This is a genomic window from Sphingobacterium alkalisoli (assembly GCF_005049105.1).
GTDB lineage: Bacteria > Bacteroidota > Bacteroidia > Sphingobacteriales > Sphingobacteriaceae > Sphingobacterium > Sphingobacterium alkalisoli.
Genome location: NZ_SUKA01000006.1, coordinates 146328 through 165297, shown reverse-complemented (window position 1 = coordinate 165297; position 18970 = coordinate 146328). Strand labels below are relative to the sequence as shown.

General features: G+C 38.4%; 18 protein-coding genes. 9 read left to right on the top strand and 9 right to left on the bottom strand.

Going from position 1 to position 18970, the window contains the following annotated elements; translation table 11 throughout:
• Position 1 precedes the first annotated feature (1 nt).
• Positions 2-2419, bottom strand: coding sequence for an alpha-ketoacid dehydrogenase subunit alpha/beta (locus FAZ19_RS18110; protein ID WP_136822166.1), 2418 nt, complete (start codon positions 2417-2419; stop codon positions 2-4).
• Positions 2420-2540: 121 nt separating this feature from the next.
• Here FAZ19_RS18110 and FAZ19_RS18105 point away from each other — a divergent pair, with 121 nt between their 5' ends.
• The 3 genes from FAZ19_RS18105 to FAZ19_RS18095 are packed head-to-tail and all read left to right on the top strand — an operon-like array spanning position 2541 to position 4551.
• Positions 2541-3281, top strand: coding sequence for a hypothetical protein (locus FAZ19_RS18105; protein WP_136822165.1), 741 nt, complete (start codon positions 2541-2543; stop codon positions 3279-3281).
• A 6-nt stretch (positions 3282-3287) separates the two neighbouring features.
• Entirely contained in the window at positions 3288-4097 is an 810-nt protein-coding gene (locus tag FAZ19_RS18100; RefSeq protein ID WP_136822164.1) for a 3-keto-disaccharide hydrolase, read from the top strand.
• A 4-nt stretch (positions 4098-4101) separates the two neighbouring features.
• Positions 4102-4551, top strand: coding sequence for an NUDIX domain-containing protein (locus tag FAZ19_RS18095; RefSeq protein ID WP_136822163.1), 450 nt, complete (start codon positions 4102-4104; stop codon positions 4549-4551).
• Between the two features lie 456 nt (positions 4552-5007).
• Here the strand turns inward: FAZ19_RS18095 and rlmH are convergent, their stop codons facing one another.
• The 5 genes from rlmH to FAZ19_RS18070 all read right to left on the bottom strand — a co-directional run bounded on the left by rlmH (position 5008) and on the right by FAZ19_RS18070 (position 10794).
• The gene (gene rlmH / locus FAZ19_RS18090; protein WP_136822162.1) at positions 5008-5481 is read right to left on the bottom strand and encodes a 23S rRNA (pseudouridine(1915)-N(3))-methyltransferase RlmH; all 474 of its coding nucleotides are present in this window, start codon (positions 5479-5481) and stop codon (positions 5008-5010) included.
• A 69-nt stretch (positions 5482-5550) separates the two neighbouring features.
• On the bottom strand, positions 5551-6180 hold the full coding sequence (locus tag FAZ19_RS18085; protein WP_136822161.1) for a YceI family protein: 630 nt from the start codon (positions 6178-6180) through the stop codon (positions 5551-5553).
• A gap of 108 nt (positions 6181-6288) precedes the next feature.
• Complete coding sequence (gene murA / locus FAZ19_RS18080; RefSeq protein ID WP_136822160.1) at positions 6289-7614, bottom strand: UDP-N-acetylglucosamine 1-carboxyvinyltransferase; 1326 nt, start codon at positions 7612-7614, stop codon at positions 6289-6291.
• A 118-nt stretch (positions 7615-7732) separates the two neighbouring features.
• Positions 7733-8470 (bottom strand): DUF4290 domain-containing protein, encoded by a 738-nt coding sequence (locus FAZ19_RS18075; RefSeq protein ID WP_136822159.1) that lies wholly within the window; start codon positions 8468-8470, stop codon positions 7733-7735.
• Positions 8471-8526: 56 nt separating this feature from the next.
• On the bottom strand, positions 8527-10794 hold the full coding sequence (locus FAZ19_RS18070) for an ATP-dependent helicase (RefSeq protein WP_136822158.1): 2268 nt from the start codon (positions 10792-10794) through the stop codon (positions 8527-8529).
• A gap of 124 nt (positions 10795-10918) precedes the next feature.
• Between FAZ19_RS18070 and FAZ19_RS18065 the strand changes: the two genes are divergently transcribed.
• Positions 10919-11599, top strand: coding sequence for a M15 family metallopeptidase (locus tag FAZ19_RS18065; protein WP_136822157.1), 681 nt, complete (start codon positions 10919-10921; stop codon positions 11597-11599).
• 51 nt (positions 11600-11650) lie between these two features.
• Here the strand turns inward: FAZ19_RS18065 and dnaB are convergent, their stop codons facing one another.
• Positions 11651-13240 carry a replicative DNA helicase gene (dnaB, locus tag FAZ19_RS18060; RefSeq protein ID WP_136822156.1) on the bottom strand — a complete coding sequence of 530 codons (1590 nt, stop codon included), beginning with the start codon at positions 13238-13240 and terminating at the stop codon, positions 11651-11653.
• Positions 13241-13634: 394 nt separating this feature from the next.
• Between dnaB and ubiE the strand changes: the two genes are divergently transcribed.
• From ubiE to FAZ19_RS18035, 5 genes are all read left to right on the top strand, one after another.
• Positions 13635-14375: a bifunctional demethylmenaquinone methyltransferase/2-methoxy-6-polyprenyl-1,4-benzoquinol methylase UbiE gene (ubiE, locus tag FAZ19_RS18055; RefSeq protein WP_136822155.1), complete on the top strand. Its 741-nt coding sequence runs from the start codon at positions 13635-13637 to the stop codon at positions 14373-14375.
• Positions 14372-15193 (top strand): PorT, encoded by an 822-nt coding sequence (locus FAZ19_RS18050; protein ID WP_136822154.1) that lies wholly within the window; start codon positions 14372-14374, stop codon positions 15191-15193. The genes ubiE and FAZ19_RS18050 overlap by 4 nt, the downstream gene beginning before the upstream one ends.
• 9 nt (positions 15194-15202) lie before the next feature.
• A complete protein-coding gene (locus FAZ19_RS18045) occupies positions 15203-15967 on the top strand; it encodes an SDR family NAD(P)-dependent oxidoreductase (protein ID WP_373287744.1) in 765 nt (254 codons plus the stop codon).
• Between the two features lie 91 nt (positions 15968-16058).
• Positions 16059-16508: a GatB/YqeY domain-containing protein gene (locus FAZ19_RS18040; RefSeq protein ID WP_136822152.1), complete on the top strand. Its 450-nt coding sequence runs from the start codon at positions 16059-16061 to the stop codon at positions 16506-16508.
• Entirely contained in the window at positions 16508-16963 is a 456-nt protein-coding gene (locus tag FAZ19_RS18035; RefSeq protein ID WP_211245532.1) for a GNAT family N-acetyltransferase, read from the top strand. The genes FAZ19_RS18040 and FAZ19_RS18035 overlap by 1 nt, the downstream gene beginning before the upstream one ends.
• A 4-nt stretch (positions 16964-16967) precedes the next feature.
• On the opposite strand, the gene FAZ19_RS18030 is transcribed toward FAZ19_RS18035, so the two are convergent.
• Together FAZ19_RS18030 and FAZ19_RS18025 are read right to left on the bottom strand one after the other, a co-directional pair.
• The gene (locus FAZ19_RS18030) at positions 16968-17942 is read right to left on the bottom strand and encodes a GNAT family N-acetyltransferase (protein WP_136822151.1); all 975 of its coding nucleotides are present in this window, start codon (positions 17940-17942) and stop codon (positions 16968-16970) included.
• A 3-nt stretch (positions 17943-17945) separates the two neighbouring features.
• Positions 17946-18776: a 1-acyl-sn-glycerol-3-phosphate acyltransferase gene (locus FAZ19_RS18025; protein WP_136822150.1), complete on the bottom strand. Its 831-nt coding sequence runs from the start codon at positions 18774-18776 to the stop codon at positions 17946-17948.
• Positions 18777-18970 lie beyond the last annotated feature (194 nt).

The window sequence follows — 18970 nt, the reverse complement described above, 5'->3', positions numbered from 1 at the left end:
TTTAGTATATTTTAGGATATTGTTCTGGATTTACTTCAGTCATGGTCTGGTAGGCTATTTCGACCACATCATCGACGGAAGGCTTAGTAAAATAATCGCCATCCGAACCGTATGGAGGCCTGTGTGCCTTTGCAGTCAACGTACGTGGTTGGCTATCCAGATGAAAGTATCCTTCTTGTGTCTCCAATATCTGTTGTAAAATAAATGCAGATGCTCCACCTGGCACATCTTCATCAACTACTAAAAGACGATTTGTTTTTTGAAGAGATTGCGCACAAATGTGCGTCCGATCAAAGGGCTGTAAGCACTGGACATCCACAATTTCAATAGAAATACCGACTTTTTCTAGTTCTAAAGCAGCTTCTTGCACGATACGCAAAGTCGACCCGTAGGAGACAACTGTAATATCTGATCCGGGGCGAATCACTTCTGCAACTCCCAACGGAACAGTAAACTCTCCAACATTACTCGGCATTTTTTCTTTTAAGCGATATCCGTTCAAACATTCGATTACTAGCGCCGGATCATCAGATTTTAAAAGCGTATTATACATTCCCGCTGCCTGGGTCATATTCCGAGGCACACAGATATGGAGGCCACGCAAACCTCCTAATAAAAGTGACATTGGAGACCCTGAATGCCATATTCCTTCAAGACGATGACCGCGTGTGCGAATAATGAGCGGTGCTTTTTGCTGGCCTTTCGAACGATAACTTAAAGACGCTAAATCATCACTTAAAACCGGCATCGCGTAGATCAAATAATCCAAATATTGTATTTCGGCGATAGGTTTGAGACCACGAAGAGCTAGACCAAGACCTTTGCCGATAATCGCGGATTCGCGAATTCCTGTATCAAAAATGCGCAAGTCCCCAAATTTTTCCTGCAAACCAGCAAATCCTTGGTTTACATCTCCTATTTTCCCCACGTCCTCTCCAAATGCAATCAAACGATCATCCTTTAAAAAATTTGCTTCGAAGCAAGCATTCAGTACTTCACGTCCATCGACTATTTTTGCGTTCTCCTCATATTCCGGCAAAGATCCAGAGATATGGAAAGCCGAATTTTGGTTCTCTATAAATAGGTTATCATTATATCGCTGTCGATTCAGTTCCTGTTGCTTTTCATACCATGTAATCAGCTCATCCTTTTCCGCAGAACTCGTAAAACGCAATTCACGTAATACAAGACGGACAGTAGAATAAATCTCCTTGAGAGAAGCTTCCGTTATGGATTGCAATGTTTTAAGTGGCAACTCTACTATTTCCTGATCCATTTTCGATAATAAAGCGATGGCTCCCTCGAAATCCTCTTGAATGGTTTTACGATAATCTGTCCACGCTTTTCTTTGCTCTTCGCGCACAAAATTTTTCGCTTCTATTTCTATCGCTTCCAACTCTTGAGAAGATGCAATTCCTGACTCAACCAACCAATCCCGCATCTTCGTATTACAATCATGTTCTTGTTCCCACTCCAACCGCTCCTTGGATTTATAGCGCTCGTGCGAACCTGAAGAAGAGTGTCCCAATGGTTGTGTAAGCTCTGTAACATGGACAAAACAAGGTATATGTTTGTCCCGGGCTATTTTCGCAGCAATTTCATATGTCTCACAAAGAGCCGGATAATCCCAACCTCTTACTTTAAAAATTTCAAACCCTTCTCCTTTGTGATCTCTTTGAAAACCTCTCAATGCTTCTGATATATCCGCCTTTGTCGTTTGGATTTCATTAGGAACAGATATCCCATACCCATCATCCCAAACCGAAACGACAACAGGAATCTGTTTGACTCCGGCAGCGTTCATGGTTTCCCAAAATACGCCTTCAGAGGTAGATGCGTTACCTACTGTACAAAAAACCACTTCGTTACCTTGGTTAGAAAAATAACTTAAATACGAAAGATTTGCATTTGTTCTATACAATTTAGAGGCCAACCCTAACCCCATTATACGAGACATCTGCCCACCCGTCGTTGAGATATCAGATACCGAATTTTTTTGTTGCGTCTGATTTAACCAGTTTCCCTGTTCATCAACTAAACTCTTGGAAAAATGAGCGACCATTTGTCGTCCGCCTGAAGAAATATCGGCTTCTAATGTTGGATTGGCGTAGAGCTGGGAAAAAAAATGATAGATTGAACTCATTCCAGATGCAAAAGCAAAAGTCTGGTCTCTATAGTACCCTGAGCGCCAATCACCATTTTTGAAAACCTTTGCCAAAGCGATCTGTGCCAATTCCTTTCCATCGCCAAAGATCCCAAACTTTGCCTTACCAGTAAGTACTTCTTTTCGTCCTAATAAGCTCACATACCTGCTCTGTACTGCTAATTTATAATCTTCTAAAATAATATACCGAAAATCATCAAAGCTTAATTTTGACGATGACAAGTCAGCTGGCACATTCAAATTCGTTTCTGACATTTCTTTTTTGGTTTTCCTACAAAAATACTAAAATTCCTTTTTACAATATAGTTAATAATCTATTAATATCCTTAAATAATACATCTTAATTATGTACTTTTAAGGCCTATACATCGTATTTATGAGTGCTAATATTATATCAACAATAGAAAAAGATGGCTCAGCTGGCTTAGGAGATTTAGAAAAAACCGTAATTCTCAACGCGTTAATGTCCATTCCCTTTTCCGAAAGAGATCAAAAATGGCGTAACGATTTTTTATATAGCATAGCCGAGGCAAATCTCAAATTAGGAAATCCTGAAGTCGTTATAGCAAATGATGGGTTTCCGTATGTCCAATTGGAAACCGTTAATCCGAACGAAAATTTTCACGCATATGTTATAAGTAAACAGTTACCGACCTTGCTTTCGCAAGGTTTCGGAGTTGCAATTAATCCACAACATGATCGGGTAGATTGGATTCTGTCGTATGGCGATATTGTCAACTATGAATTGAACGACTCATTTTATACGGATAAGAGCATTTTTTCGAATAACAAAGAAAATTTAGCGATTGGTAAAGATGAAAAAATCCTAATAGGTCAACCATCCGACAGTATTTTACCAAAATACTTGCGCGCACAGATAAAAGAGTATTTAGTTCACATGGGGGTTAAAACACCTAAAATCATGCTTATCGCACGAAATTATGAAGATGAAAATTTGGTTTCCCAAGATTTGGTATTTAATATTACACCTGCTCAGTTTAAAAGTGATAAAACATATAACGAGATAATGTCTGCCATATCGTGGTTTCTGCCTAAACATTATTCTTTTATGGGCGTAGACGAAATGGCGGTCGATAATGGTTTTCAAGCACTATAGACACACATGAAGATTAAAACAAAAATACTATATATCCTAGGACTGGGAGTTTTGACAAGTTCCTCCACGCTATTTAATCAAAAGCATGATGAGGAATGGAAATCCCTTTTTAATGGCAAAGATCTGGAAGGCTGGACAGCAAAAATTTACCCATACAAAGTAGGCGAAAACTATGCCGGGACGTTTAGGGTAAAGAATGATGTCATTCAAGTGAATTACGATGGATACGAAAAATCCTTTGACGATCGATTTGGACATCTCTATTACAATACCCCATACTCGCACTATCATCTAAAATTAGAATATAGATTTATAGGAGATCTATATCCAGGAGCACCAAGCTACACCCTACGAAATAGTGGTATAATGTTTCATGCCCAAGATCCGAAAACAATGCCCGCCAACCAAGATTGGCCAATATCAGTAGAAATGCAATTCCTCGGTGGGTTGAGTGATGGGAAAACGCGTACTACAGGTAACATGTGCTCCCCTGGCACACATATTTATTACAAAGGTGAACTGTTGGAAACGCACTGTATAAACTCCACTTCGAAAACGTATGACGGCGATCAATGGGTGAAAGCAGAACTTATTGTGTTAGGAGATTCCATTATTCACCATATTATCGAGGGTGATACGGTATTGAGTTATTCAAAACCGCATATAGGAGGCTCGGTAGTTAATAATTTTGACTCGCAAGTGAAGATAGACGGTAAGGCACTAAAAAGAGGGTTTATTGCATTGCAAAGTGAGGGACAACCTATTGAGTTTAGAAAAATTTTGTTAAAAGATCTTTCTAAGAGTACGAAAAACTAAAATTATGTTTTTATTTAACGTAAGAGTTTACGGAATACTGATTAACGAGAGACAACAAGTCCTTATAAGTGATGAGCGCACACAAAATGTTTCCTTTACCAAGTTTCCTGGTGGCGGTCTTGAATTTGGAGAAGGGCTTATAGATGCATTGAAAAGGGAGTATATGGAAGAATGCAATGTTCATATTGAAGTACTCAAACATATTTACACAACTGATTTTTTTGAAAAATCGAGCTTTAATGAAAGTCAAATAATTTCCGTTTATTATCAAGTAAAACCTTTGGAACCGATGGGGATCGTGATCAAGGAAAAAGCATTTGATTTTGACGGAGACAATATCATAGATAAAATTGAATCCTTTAGGTTTATCGATATCGATACCCTAAACTTAGCCGATTTGACTTTTAAAACTGATAAAGTGGCTTGGGAAAACTTTATCAGAATGAACAAATAGAGTTCTTCTGAGTGCGTATGTCCTCAATGGTCATCAAAGTCCTTCATCGCTTTTTTATGACTGTTGATTTTGTATCAGACAAGATAAAGGTTTTTAATTTATTATTTGGTAATTCAAAAAATGCTTCATAGTTTTACGTTGTAGTCTCATAAAGAGCTGATTAAACATTTCTAATTGGGACAACATTTTAAATTGAAAAACACCTAGTTCTATAGGGTTTTTATTAATAGTTAGTGTGATTTTAAGGCGATATTCCCCATATCGCCTTATTTTTTGAATTTACCCAAAAAAGTAAGCTAATATCGCAATAATAACGCCGACTGCAATAATAAGCCATTTAAATTTATCTCCATTATTTCCTTCATCGCTTTTGTACCTATAGTCCCGTTTATACTTATTCATGTCCATGTCTTGTCGCTTTGTAGTGTAAATTATATATTATGCTTTAAGTTATCCTTATTCATGATGGTAAGGCTCCCCTTTCATAATGGAAAATCCTCGATATATTTGCTCTATAAAAAACAACCTCACCATTTGGTGTGAAAAAGTCAATTTAGAAAGCGAAAGATTATAATTAGCTCGTTGCTTTACGAAGTCAGAAAATCCATAAGGGCCGCCAATAAGAAATACCAAATGTTGCACACCGGACACCATTTTTTGCTCCAGAAAGCGAGATAACTCGATTGATCGTAGTTCCTTGCCAAATTCATCCAATAATACAACAAAGTCTTGCGGATTAATGGTTTTAAAAAAAAGCTCAGCTTCCTTTTCCTTCTGCTGTACTTCAGATAAGTTCTTGACATTCTTAATGTCGGGTATGATAACGATTTGAAAAGATATGTAATGTTTTAATCGTTTTAAGTATTTATCTATACCTTCTTGAATATACTTATCATCTGTTTTTCCAACACAGAGTAAGGTGATTTTCATTGCTTTATTTTTTTTAAACAAAAAACTCTCCGCATCTTGGAGAGTTTTAAGCTGTATTGTTAAGAGATACTACTTTTTAGCAACGATAGTCACTTTGAAGTTGATTTCTTTAGAAATCAAATCATCCTCTTTACCAGAATAATTAACACCCCAATCTTCACGGGCAATATTAAAATCTGAGGTGGCTTTTATAACAGCATCTGTAGCTTCTTCCACTTTGGCATCAAAAGTGATGTTTTTAGAAATACCTTTAATCGTTAAGTTGCCTGATATAACTGCATCACTAGCTGTAGTGCCAGGTTTTACTTCTGTTATTACGAATGAAGCATCTGGATGCGCAGCGACGGCGAAAAAATCATCAGCTTTCAAGTGTCCATCTAATTTTTCTTTATATTCCCCATCCAAATCAGTACTATTGATAGAAGTCATATCCAACGCAAAACTTCCGCCGGTGATAGCACCCTTATCTACATTAATTGAACCAGACTTTACATTTACCGTACCTGTATGAGCCCCAGTGACCTTAGTTCCTGTCCAAATCACTTTAGATTCCGTAGTATCCACGTTATACGCTTCACCGACTACTTGATCAACAGTTTCGACCGAATCAGTTGTATCTGCCTTTTTACCTTCTGGATTGCCGGCGCATGATGCTAAAACCATAGCAGCTACTGCCGAGAATAAAACGATTTTTTTCATTTTCAATATTTGGATTATATGTTTAAACTTTTATCTACACAAAATTAAAATTCTTGTCGAACTTATCTCTATCGAATTAATTTATTAACATTTAAAAGACATTTTATTTTAATGCCCCGAAGGTTGTGTATCCACTCTTCTAATATCCGCACCTAGCGCTTTTAGACGTTCTTCGATATCTTGATAACCTCTTTCGATTTGTTCTATATTAAAAATTGTTGATTTCCCTTGTGCCGATAAAGCTGCGATCAATAGAGACACGCCGGCACGAATATCAGGTGACGACATAGAGATGCCCCTAAGTTTCGTCTGCTTGTTCAGACCAATCACCGTTGCTCGATGAGGGTCACAAAGAATAATCTGGGCTCCCATATCAATCAATTTATCCACAAAAAACAACCTACTTTCAAACATTTTTTGATGAACAAGTACATTCCCTTTCGCCTGAATTGCTGTTACCAACACGATACTTAACAGATCAGGGGTAAATCCCGGCCAAGGTGCATCCGAAATAGTTAATATTGATCCATCTATGAATGTATCAATCTCATAGGAGTCTTGAGCTGGAATAAAAATATCATCTCCACGTAGCTCCATTTTGATACCCAATCTAGAAAATACCGAAGGAATCATACCCAACTCGTTATAACAAACGTCTTTAATGGTAATTTCTGAGCCAGTCATCGCTGCTAATCCAATGAATGATCCAATCTCAATCATATCAGGCAGCATTCTATGCTCTGTACCTCCCAGCTTTTCTACTCCCTCTATCGATAACAAATTAGAGCCTATACCTGTTATTTTTGCCCCCATTCTGTTTAACATCTTACAGAGTTGTTGTAAATAAGGTTCGCAAGCAGCATTATAGATCGTGGTCGTACCTTTAGCCAGTACAGCTGCCATTACAATATTGGCCGTCCCGGTTACCGACGCTTCATCCAATAAAAGATAGGCACCTTTCAATGCAGTAGCATCTATGTTGAAAAAATGATTTTCAGCATCGTATACAAACTTCGCACCTAACTTCTCGAACCCTAAAAAATGAGTATCTAAACGGCGGCGGCCTATTTTATCTCCCCCCGGTTTAGGAATAGCTGCTTTTCCAAATCGAGCCAATAAAGGTCCTACGATCATAATCGATCCACGTAATCCCCCTCCTTTTTGTTTAAAATCAGCGGAAGCGAAATAATCAATATCGATGTCTTTTGCTTCAAACTCATACGTGTCCTTATTTAGTCGATTAACTATTACCCCCAAAGACCCCAAAAGCTCAATCAGCTTGTTGACGTCCTTTATGTCGGGAATATTACTTATGGTAATCTTTTCTTCCGTCAGCAATACAGCCGACAATATTTGTAATGCCTCATTTTTGGCTCCTTGAGGAATAATCTCACCCTTTAAAGGTTTACCACCAATAATCTCAAAAGCGTTCATAGTCTTCGTTAGTATTGAAATAATCTTTTTAAAACAAAATCTTCATGACCTTATCACTAATGGACATGAAGATTCTTGATCATCACTGAAGTTAGTTACTTCAGGCGATTGGTATTCCTTATTTTTTATAGGGATTACTCTGATAGGACTTTCTGTTGTTATTATTGTTGTTACTGGCACCACCCATCTTACGTCTGCCGCCATTGTTATTATTACTGCTACTTTGTCTTTTGTTATTCTGATTACTTTTCTGGTTACTCGATGCAGTGACTTGTGTTTTTCCCCGACTACCAGGAGGAGGAGTGCGGAAATCCAATTTAGTAAGAACCGTATCCTGCGGAAGGCTCAAAGCTCCCTTTGAAAGCTCCTTTAAATCCTCAATAATCTGCAAGTCATTTACGGAATCCTTATTCCAAGTGATGTAAGCCATTTTCATGAAGTTCGCTACGCTCAACGTCATGCGTTGCTTTACGTCCTCATTACTCACCCCTTTTGCTTTTTCAATCATTTGTTCAACGATATGACCATAATGTTTGAAACGTATTCTATGCTGCGGATAGGGAATAGGTTGAGGCTTCACATTTATAGCCTCTTTTGTAGGGATAGGATACGGCGAATCCACATCTATTTTAAAATCAGAAATGATATAAAGATGATCCCATAATTTATGTTTAAAATCCGAGACATCTCTTAAATGAGGGTTGAGTACACCCATCATATCAATAACTACCTGCGCTAATCTGTTACGCTCTTCCTTTTCGGGTATAGTACAAATGTGGTCAACCATATTTTGTACATTTCTTCCATATTCCGCCAAAATTAAGTTTGAACGGGTACTGTTATAATCAAAATTCATATAGAACGGTTAAACGCTATAATAACGTTATTTATATTATTTTATTTTAAGTCCTCCTACTGGACTATTCTTAGTTTTGCAAATTTAAGCAACAATTGTTTCTGTCCCAACTCTTTGAATGAAATAGTTGCTTTCATGTCAGGCTTATTTCCCTCGAGGTTGACCACCTCTCCAAATCCAAACCGTTCGTGTTCCACTTCCATACCTACCTGAAGGGTGCTGGTATCCGACGGAGCAAATCCAGCAGTGGGCACGTGAGCTTTGGGCAAGATTGAGGTTGTCTTCATTGCCTTGGGTTTTGGTTTCGAAAAAGTATCTTTTTGCTGCCATGTAACTCGTTCAGATTGAAAGCCATCATCCTCTTTGGCCGGCATCCGGGGTTTAAACTCAAGCTCTAAACAAGCCGGATTCAGCTCGTCCAAGAATCTACTTGGCTCACAATTGTTTAACGTACCCCATCTATAGCGCGAAGTTGCATATGACAAATGTAACTTTTTTTCGGCACGTGTTACAGCTACATAAAACAATCTTCGCTCCTCTTCCAGTTCTGTTCGCGAATTAAGAGAAAGTTGAGATGGAAAAAGGTTCTCTTCCAAGCCCACAATAAAGACACTCGGAAATTCCAACCCTTTAGACGAGTGAATAGTCATCAAAGAAACCGTATCGGCGTTCGGGTTCTTATCATTGTCGTCATTTGTTAGTAACGCAACATCTTGAAGAAACACATCCAACCCTTTTTCTTCAATATCTTCTCTTTCCGAAAACTCTTTGATGCCGTTCAATAATTCTTGAATGTTTTCGTATCGGTTCAATCCCTCTACCGACTTATCCTCGTAAAGATCTTTTAATATTCCGGAATGCTGCGCAATGTGCATGGCCGTATCAAACGCACTGTGGCTGTTTCCCACAGCTTGAAAGCTTTGGATTGTCAGCGCAAAATTTGATACCGCTGTAAAGCTCCTCCCATCAAGAAACATCTGCGCATTTGCCACCACATCCCAGATACGGTATTGATGTTGATCGGCCGCTACAATTATCTTTTCGACAGTTGTATCCCCTATTCCACGTCGTGGGTAATTGATAACCCGTTTTAACGCTTCTTCATCGTTGGGATTATAAGTCAATCGAAAGTAAGCTATTAAATCTTTAATCTCTTTACGTTGATAGAATGAAGTACCTCCATAAATTTTATACGGAATACTTAGCTTCCGTAGCGCCTCTTCCATTGCTCTGGATTGTGCATTGGTACGGTATAGAATTGCAAAATCCTTGTAATTGTAACTCTTGATCGACTTTTCTTGAATAATTGCCTCGGCGACAATTTTTCCTTCCTCGTTGTCGGAGAACGCCCTAGCCACTTTAATCTTATCTCCTTCCTCATTGTCGGAGAATACATTTTTTTCCAGCTGGTTTTTATTATTTGCGATAATACTGTTTGCCGCATTTACAATCATCTTGGTGGATCGATAATTCTGTTCCAGCTTGTAAACCTTCACATCTGGATAATCCTTCTGGAAATTCAAGATATTCTGAATATTTGCGCCACGAAAAGCGTAAATACTTTGTGCATCATCCCCCACTACACAAATATTTTCATTTACTGCGGCTAGCCTTTTCACGATCAGGTATTGTGAAAAATTGGTATCCTGATACTCGTCCACCATTAGGTACTTAAACTGATGCTGATATTTATGCAGTACCTCCGGAAATTTATTTAATAACACATTGGTTTTAAAAAGAAGATCATCAAAATCCATTGCTCCGGCACGATAACAACGTTGCGCGTAGGTCATGTAGATTTCTCCCAGCTGTCCTCTGCCATTTTCACGATCCTCTGCCAAAATAGCCTCATTTTTATTATACTCCTGAGGCGATATCAAATTATTTTTGGCAGACGAAATCCGTCCATATACATGATTCACATTGTACAGCTTATCATCCAGATTCATCTCCTTGAGGATCGCACGCAATAAGCTTTTGGTATCATCGGTATCATAAATAGTAAAATTCTTTGGATAGCCGATAAGTTCTGCCTCCACGCGCAATATCCGCGCGAAAACAGAGTGAAATGTACCCATCCAAATATTCTTAGCTTCCAACCCCACCACTTTCATGATACGCTCACGCATCTCCTTTGCAGCCTTATTGGTAAAGGTCAAAACTAATATATTGAAAGGGTCAACACCTTTATTGATTAAATGTGCTACGCGATAAGTGATAACACGTGTTTTCCCCGAACCTGCTCCCGCCACAATCATTACCGGCCCTTCAGTCTGTTCTACGGCTGCGCGTTGTGAGGGGTTTAATCCTGCTAAATAATCCAAAATATCGTGAATTTTTTATCCGTTAGAAAATATGGTGTAAAGTTACTAAAAATCATTTTATATACGAGCAGACTCTTTTACAATAAACAAAAAAAACGTACCTTCAAACATTATCACGGCCTTCATGAAAAAACTATTAATCTCTTTTATTTTATTAACAGCATACTTTTCTAACGCACAATCACAGAAAAGCAATATTCCAAAAGGCTTTACATACCTCCATGAAGTGATACCAAATATTGTATATGACATCCGCTATTATGGCACTTACAATTTTACCGGCAGCCCCATCGATGGATACGAACGTCCGACCGCCATTCTATCTATCAGAGCCGCCCAAGCACTATTAAATATTCAGAAGGAGCTTAATTCCCGCGATTTGGGTCTAAAAATATTTGACGCCTACCGACCACAGCGTGCAGTCAATCATTTTATTAAATGGGCGAGGGTACTAAATGACACAATCGCAAAGCGTGAATTTTACCCCCTGGTGGAAAAGAAAGATCTTTTCAAAAAAGGATATATCGCAACTCGGTCTGGTCATAGCAGAGGAAGTACAGTCGACCTTACTATTATAGTATTAAAAACAAAAAAAGAAATCGATATGGGAAGTCCTTTTGATTTCTTTGGTGAGAAATCCCACCACAATTCCGTAAACATTACCAATGAACAGAAAAAAAACAGACAGGCCCTTAAATCCGTCATGGAAAAATATGGCTTCAGATCCTATTCGGAAGAATGGTGGCATTATACCTTGAACAACGAACCCTATAAAAACACCTATTTTGATTTTCCTGTGCAGTAGGTACGGAACAAAAGCCAACTGCTTAGAAAACTAATTTATTAAATAATATTTCTAAAATGGTGCATCATCTGGCATATCATTCATTCGGGAAGGCATCGTGATACCACCGCCGCCAAAATTTTCAAACGATGAAGAAGGAAGCATAGGCGAGGGAGCACCAAAAGGACCAGCTCCAGCACTAAAAGAATCCGTTCCCATACCCGCAAAATCATCCTCTAAATCCACAAATTTCACATATTTACCAATGAATCGTAAAGGTACAATACCCGTCTCACCATTCCGGTGTTTTGCAATGATGACTTCCCCTACACCAGCTGTTGATCTTCCCTCTTCATCCTCTGTAAGTCCGTAATATTCCGGACGATATAAGAAAAGTACCATATCCGCATCCTGTTCAATCGATCCCGATTCACGTAAATCCGAAAGCATCGGACGTTTACTATTACCTGGTCTAGACTCGACCGCACGACTTAATTGAGACAATGCTAATACAGGAATATTTAATTCCTTAGCTACAGATTTCAAGGCGCGAGATATACTACCTATTTCTTGTTCCCGGTTTCCTCCACCTTTACCTTCAGCTTTTCCATGCATCAGTTGCAGATAATCGACAATTACCATCTGTATATCATGTTGCGCCTTGAGACGTCGACACTTAGCCCTAAACTCAAATACATTCAATGCAGGTGTATCATCAATAATCAAGGGCGCCTCGGTCAATCTTCCGATTCGAGAATGAAGTTGTTGCCACTCGTGATCCGCCAGATTACCCTTTTTAAGCTTTTCTTGTTCTATTTCCGTTTCACCGGCTATAAGACGATTTACAAGCTGCACAGAAGACATCTCCAGCGAGAATACAGCTACCGGCTTGTTGTGATCGACAGCAGCATTACGTGCCACAGACAATACAAATGCCGTCTTACCCATAGCAGGACGGGCGGCGATAATAACCAAATCCGAAGGTTGCCATCCCGAAGTCATGCGATCCAAGGCAGTCAAGCCCGACGGAACTCCCGTCAATCCGTCTGTTCGATCACGTAGCAATTCCAAATTTGTAATGGCTTCCCGCATGATATCATCCATTTTCCGGGAATCCCTCCGCAGGTTGTTTTGAGCGATATCAAATAAGCTTTTTTCAGCGTGATCAAGTAGGTCAAAGATATCACTCGTTTCATCGTACGATGCATTGATAATTTCCGTAGAAACTTTTATCAACTCACGTTGAATATATTTTTGAGAAATGATTCGCGCATGAAATTCAATATTAGCCGCAGAAACGACACGATCTGTAAGCTGTGTAATATAATATGCCCCTCCTACCATCTCCAACGCTCCCATTTTACGCAACTCCACCGTTACGGTCAATAAGTCTATCGGCGATGTTTTTTGAAATAGGCTAAAAATCGCTTCAAATATCTTTTGATGCGATTCTTTATAAAAGGAATCTGGCTTCAAAATATCGATTACTTCACTCAGTGCATTCTTTTCCAGCATCAATGCACCCAATACGGCCTCCTCTAAATCTACCGCTTGCGGAGGGAGCTTACCTAAACCACTTACTAGGTTGTTTAGGCTAGTACGCTTCTTGTTAAAGTTGGTACGACCAGTGTTAGATGATTGTGCAGAAAATTCTTGATCCATACTAATATTTTTAAGGCTTGCCCGCCATTTTGAGCCCCGATTTTCAGGGATAACAAAAGTAGCAAAAATACACCTACCTTTATTTGCAAGTTCTACACATTATAAAAAAGTTGCATCAACAATTATATAATTTTCGTTTGTAAATTACATTCTATTATCCACACACAATGTTTAAAACGTGTTAACTATTTTTTAGACAATCTAATTATCAAAAAGTTACAGTCATGTGGATAACTTTAACCCATGTTAACAACTACAAAAACCATATTGGCTCAACTATTTAATAAGCTACATCATATTAACTTTTCATAATCAATACATTAAGTTAATATTTACAAAAAACCATATTTTGATTTTCTTTTTAACTACATTTTAATGTAGTATCTTTGTCATTATGTCAAATAATGCTTCTACATTAAAACCCTATAAGTCGAAGGACGGCGGCAAAAAAGAGCAAGTAGCCGATATGTTCAATAACATATCCAAAACGTATGACCTTCTTAACCGCGTGATGACCATGGGCATTGATACCGTATGGCGCAAAAAAGCGATTCGGTCTTTAAAGAACATCCATCCGCAGCTCATACTCGATGTGGCGACTGGTACGGGTGACTTCGCGATCGAATCCATACGTATCCTTAATCCCAAAAAAATAATTGGTGTAGATATTTCCCAAGGCATGTTAAATGTAGCTCAGGAAAAGATCGAGAAAAAAGGGCTGCAAGATCGGTTTGAAGTTCAATTGGGCGATTCTGAAAAACTTCAGTTTGAAGATAATACATTTGATGCAGTCACCATAGCCTTTGGAGTTCGTAATTTTGAAAACCTAGAACAAGGACTTGCTGATATCTTTAGAGTTTTAAAACCAGGAGGTAAAGCTGTGGTGCTAGAACTCTCAAATCCAACGGCTTTTCCTGTCAAACAACTCTATCACTTTTACTTTCATAAGTTAACCCCTGCTATAGGGAAGTTGATTTCCAAAGATGCCAGTGCATACTCGTACCTCCCCGAATCCGTTGCTAAATTCCCTGATGGAGATCGGTTTGCAAAAATAACCAGCAAAGTGGGATTTAAGGAAACGAAAGTCAGGCCACAAACATTTGGATTTTGCACCATTTATGAGGCAATCAAATGAAAAAGCTGTCTACCCTTATCCTGTTTATAGTTGCGATAACTTTTAGTTACGGTCAGCGCAGATTCTCACTACCGTTCAGTTCAGTTTACGATGAAGATGCCCCTATTCTATTAGGATTACAATACAATTATGTGAATCAAAATTACGTTTTGGGATTAAAGGAGGGATGGCAGGGACTAACTATAGATTATCCAGGTGACAATATTAATGACGTTGGAGAATTACAGGGTATAAGTTCCAAAACAGGATCAGGATTTTCTGTGAGTATCCCGGTAGACTTTCGTACAAGCGAAAATCTATATTTCACGTTTAGCCCTTCTTTTTTATTTGTTAATCACGCAGGAATTGAATATACCAGCATGGATGAAACCAAAGAACCTTTGCTTCGGAAGACGAGGCACATCCAGACTTCAACTTCGGGATCAAACTTCAACGCTTTTGAATTTCCCGTTAACATCAAATTCAGATCTGACGAAAAGGTTCTCAAAAATAAATTTAATCGGTATAGAGGCTATGTAACAGGGGGCGCACGCTATTCGAGATGGATCGGTATTAACGGAGAATACGAAGCATTACTTAAAGAATCTTCAGATATTGCACAATCCATCATATTGAAACCAGGATATCTATCTTGGGAAATAGGTATTGGTGCCGACATTTTCTTTCCCTATTTTAAGATGTCGCCCGAGATAAAATTTAATCAAAGTTTTAAATCTGCATTAGATCATCAGCATCCACTGGCGGCAGAAAACAAGTTTATGGCACCATTAGAAAAAGGATTGATACGTAATATTTATTTGAGTGTCATATTCCAATAAGCGTTAGTTATTATGAGAACAGTTTTAATTACAGGGGCAAGTTCAGGAATTGGAACTGCTTGCGCAGAAACATTAGCAGCAGAAAATTACCGATTAATATTATGTGCACGAAGAGAAGAGCGACTTAAGGCATTAAAACTAAACATCTTAAGCAAACACCCTACTTGTGAAATACATGTTATGGTATTGGATGTACGCCGCTACGAAGAAACACTATCTGCTATAGAAACCCTTCCCGAAGCATGGAAAAACATAGACGTACTTATCAATAATGCAGGCTTAAGTCAGGGATTAGAACCTATTCAGGATGGTGATATTGGTGATTGGGATCGAATGATCGACACCAATGTAAAAGGTTTGTTGTATGTCACCAAATCGGTGATACCTCTTTTAAAGAAGAGTGAGTTGGCACATATTATCAATATCGGATCGATTGCAGGGAAAGAAGTATACCCAAATGGCAATGTATACTGTGCCACTAAACATGCCGTTGACTCCCTCAATAAAGCGATGCGGATCGATCTCCTTCCTTTAGGCATAAAAGTTACGGCAGTTAACCCCGGAATGGTAGAAACAGAATTTTCGGAAGTACGTTTTAAGGGCGATGTCGATAAAGCAAAAAGTGTCTACGCAGGCCTCACTACATTGAATGGTTACGATATTGCCGAGATTATTAGCTTTGTTTTATCACGACCAGCCCATGTCAACATCAATGACCTGTTAGTGATGCCTACGGCACAAGCAAACGGAACACTAGTCAAACGAAACAACTAACTTAAGAACAAAAGGATTAAACAGCAAAATAAACGACTTTTGAACCGACTTTAGCGCGGTTCACCTTTAGATAATTAATACTTATTACATCATGTCATTAGAACAAAAAATCAATCAAGATATCAAGGCGGCTATGATCGCTAAAGACACTGCCAGGTTACGTGGATTGCGTGCTGTGAAAGCTGCAATTTTATTAGCTAAAACGGAGAAAGGTAGTAGCGAAGAAGTTTCGGAGGAAACAGAGATCAAAGTGTTACAAAAACTAGTTAAGCAACGAAAAGAATCGGCTGAGATCTATAAAGCTCAGGGGCGCGAAGATTTGTTGCAAATAGAAGTAGAGGAACAAGAGGTTATCGAACAATATCTTCCAAAACAATTGGATAGAAGTGAAATCGAAAATATCATAAAAGAAATTATTTCATCTACCGATGCATCTGGAATCAAAGACATGGGCAAGGTTATGGGTGCTGCAAATCAAAAACTAGCAGGCCAGGCTGATGGTAAAACAATCTCCGAGGTGGTGAAATCTTTACTAACATAATGAACATCATCTGGAAGATAAAAACATTTGAAAATTTGTCGCCTTATGAATTATATCAAATTCTGAAACTGCGCATCAATGTTTTCATGCTTGAACAGGAATGTTTATATCCTGAGTGCGATGACAAAGATTTAAAAGCCGAGCATCTTTTTGGTTTGCATGAGAATCACATTATCGCCTATGCAAGACTACTTCCTCCAGGCATTTCGTATAAAGAGTCTTCCATCGGAAGAGTAGTAACGGCTTCTGATTATAGAAAATTTGGAATTGGGCGTCAATTAATGGAAAGGGGTATTGAACAAATCCTATCCGAATTCCCCAACAATGGCCTACGGATAAGTGCGCAGGCACATCTCCAAAGCTTTTATCAGAATTTAGGCTTCCAAAAAGAAACCGAGCCTTATTTAGAAGATAATATCCCCCATATTGAAATGGCCTTACATGTAAACAAGTAGCGGGCTAAGACTGTCCCTCTACTTGTTTATTACGACTTCCATAGACCTTATCTCTTTCATAGGTTACGATATGTCGTTCCTTCTTTGCTGGATAGATATCCTCTAGGATGATCAATATACCCGTCTCTTCTACTTCTCCAAATTCATCATTCAAGGCCGTGCCAAAGGTCATCATCGACGGTGATAGGTTCATGTAGGTATTAATCAGGGGTGGAATATTCTCCCCAAGTTCCCTCACTTTAGTATTTAAGATCTTGTACCCTTCTTTATATGACAGGCCATCGAAGAGTCCTACAAATTTCGAAATATCTGTTTTATATCCCAGGTTGAGATTCACGTACGGTTTTACTAATCCGTCCTTATCGGGGAAATACGATTCCATAAAGTGGATCAACAAATCTCTCGCCTGTGCATTAAAATGCGGATACATGGTAACCTTTCCAAATAAGTACTTTACATCCGGTGTGATTTCCACTAACGCGCCCAATCCATCCCAAAGGTTATCTAGTGAAAAAAGGCCCTTTCTATTATCAATTGCGGGTTGGTATTTAGGCTGCACCCAGGATCTACCAAGTTCTATTGTAAACGGGAGATATTCACTTTTGAACTTTTCTGAGAAGTCGAAATAATGAGCGGTCGACAAATGTATCGCTCCCTGTTCATCTATGGCATTATCACATCTGATCACCCGATAGCCAGCTATGATTTCCTCATCATCTGGGTTCCATGCTATTAATTGATCGTAATTATGTGTTGACGTATCGTTTTCATCAATATCCAACGGTAGTCCAGTTCCTCCGCCTGCACCTCTAAACGTAATCTCTCGTAAACGTCCTATCTCGCGCATGATATTAGGCGCAGAGTGGTAATTCACGAGATAAACTTCATTATTACCATTATTGGTATATCTTAAAAAAGCTTCTTTCGTGAGTTCCGTTTTGATCAGCTCTCTATCTACTGGAGGTATAATTTCTTGCATACACTATTTATTGTCCTTCGCCATTTCATAAACCAACTGCTTCACTTCTGCAGCCCATTGCCTCTCATTTTTAGCCGTATCAAAATCTGTATACGGTATTTTTTTACCAATTTTTATGGTCACCCGTTGCCCTCTTTGCGAAAACATTTCATCTGGTAAATATAACATCTCCATATTAAATTTTACCCCTAATTTCTGTCTCCATCGAGAAAAATTATAAAAGAAGTTAGAATTTTTCCCTTCAATAAAGACAGGAACTATATTCTTTTTATATTTTTTAGCCTTTGAAATAAAGCTTTTCTTCCATTCTAAATCAACAATTTCACCTTCAATCTTACGGGAGACCAAACCTGCCGGAAATACAAGCAAAGCTTGATTCGCAGCATATGCATCATCTATTGCCGATATGGCATTTTTGTTTTGTCCTCCCACTTTATTTACCCCAATAAAAAGAGGTTCTAAATTGCGTATATTGAGCAAGATATCATTTACCAAAAATTTTACGTCCCTCCGATAGCGTCCTATGGCCTGCATAAACGCAATACCATCTAATCCACCAAGCGGATGATTGGAAGCAAAAATAACACTTTCATCGATAGGAATGTTATCTTCACCTTCCAAAACAACTTCAACACCCAATTCATTTATCAATGCGTCCACAAAATCTAGCCCATACAAATCCTTGTAGGTGGTCATGATATAATTTATTTCATCCTCATGAATCGTACGTTTTAAATAACTAATTAATGGTTTTGGTATCCATTTGGCCAGTTTCGGACTTTTTTTATGTATTACTTCTCTTACTTGTATAAACTTATCTTGCTCAGTCGCCATGTGTTATGGTTGAATTCAAAATTCTCACGTGTCCCGTACCGTAAAAGTACATAAAATAATATTAAGTAGATAAGAAAAACAATGAACTAATTAGGAATAATCAGTATGTTTGGTAGGGATAACGATCTCGAGAATACATATATTTAGAATAACGATTAAACGTTTTTCTTTTTTTATTGTTTAACATATAAAAG

Excerpts from the sequence above, each read along its gene's own strand:
- FAZ19_RS18110 (WP_136822166.1), bottom strand. The coding sequence starts at position 2,419 with ATGTCAGAAACGAATTTGAATGTGCCAGCTGACTTGTCATCGTCAAAA.
- FAZ19_RS18105 (WP_136822165.1), top strand. The coding sequence starts at position 2,541 with ATGAGTGCTAATATTATATCAACAATAGAAAAAGATGGCTCAGCTGGC.
- FAZ19_RS18100 (WP_136822164.1), top strand. The coding sequence starts at position 3,288 with ATGAAGATTAAAACAAAAATACTATATATCCTAGGACTGGGAGTTTTG.
- FAZ19_RS18095 (WP_136822163.1), top strand. The coding sequence starts at position 4,102 with ATGTTTTTATTTAACGTAAGAGTTTACGGAATACTGATTAACGAGAGA.
- rlmH (WP_136822162.1), bottom strand. The coding sequence starts at position 5,481 with ATGAAAATCACCTTACTCTGTGTTGGAAAAACAGATGATAAGTATATT.
- FAZ19_RS18085 (WP_136822161.1), bottom strand. The coding sequence starts at position 6,180 with ATGAAAAAAATCGTTTTATTCTCGGCAGTAGCTGCTATGGTTTTAGCA.
- murA (WP_136822160.1), bottom strand. The coding sequence starts at position 7,614 with ATGAACGCTTTTGAGATTATTGGTGGTAAACCTTTAAAGGGTGAGATT.
- FAZ19_RS18075 (WP_136822159.1), bottom strand. The coding sequence starts at position 8,470 with ATGAATTTTGATTATAACAGTACCCGTTCAAACTTAATTTTGGCGGAA.
- FAZ19_RS18065 (WP_136822157.1), top strand. The coding sequence starts at position 10,919 with ATGAAAAAACTATTAATCTCTTTTATTTTATTAACAGCATACTTTTCT.
- dnaB (WP_136822156.1), bottom strand. The coding sequence starts at position 13,240 with ATGGATCAAGAATTTTCTGCACAATCATCTAACACTGGTCGTACCAAC.
- ubiE (WP_136822155.1), top strand. The coding sequence starts at position 13,635 with ATGTCAAATAATGCTTCTACATTAAAACCCTATAAGTCGAAGGACGGC.
- FAZ19_RS18050 (WP_136822154.1), top strand. The coding sequence starts at position 14,372 with ATGAAAAAGCTGTCTACCCTTATCCTGTTTATAGTTGCGATAACTTTT.
- FAZ19_RS18040 (WP_136822152.1), top strand. The coding sequence starts at position 16,059 with ATGTCATTAGAACAAAAAATCAATCAAGATATCAAGGCGGCTATGATC.
- FAZ19_RS18035 (WP_211245532.1), top strand. The coding sequence starts at position 16,508 with ATGAACATCATCTGGAAGATAAAAACATTTGAAAATTTGTCGCCTTAT.
- FAZ19_RS18030 (WP_136822151.1), bottom strand. The coding sequence starts at position 17,942 with ATGCAAGAAATTATACCTCCAGTAGATAGAGAGCTGATCAAAACGGAA.
- FAZ19_RS18025 (WP_136822150.1), bottom strand. The coding sequence starts at position 18,776 with ATGGCGACTGAGCAAGATAAGTTTATACAAGTAAGAGAAGTAATACAT.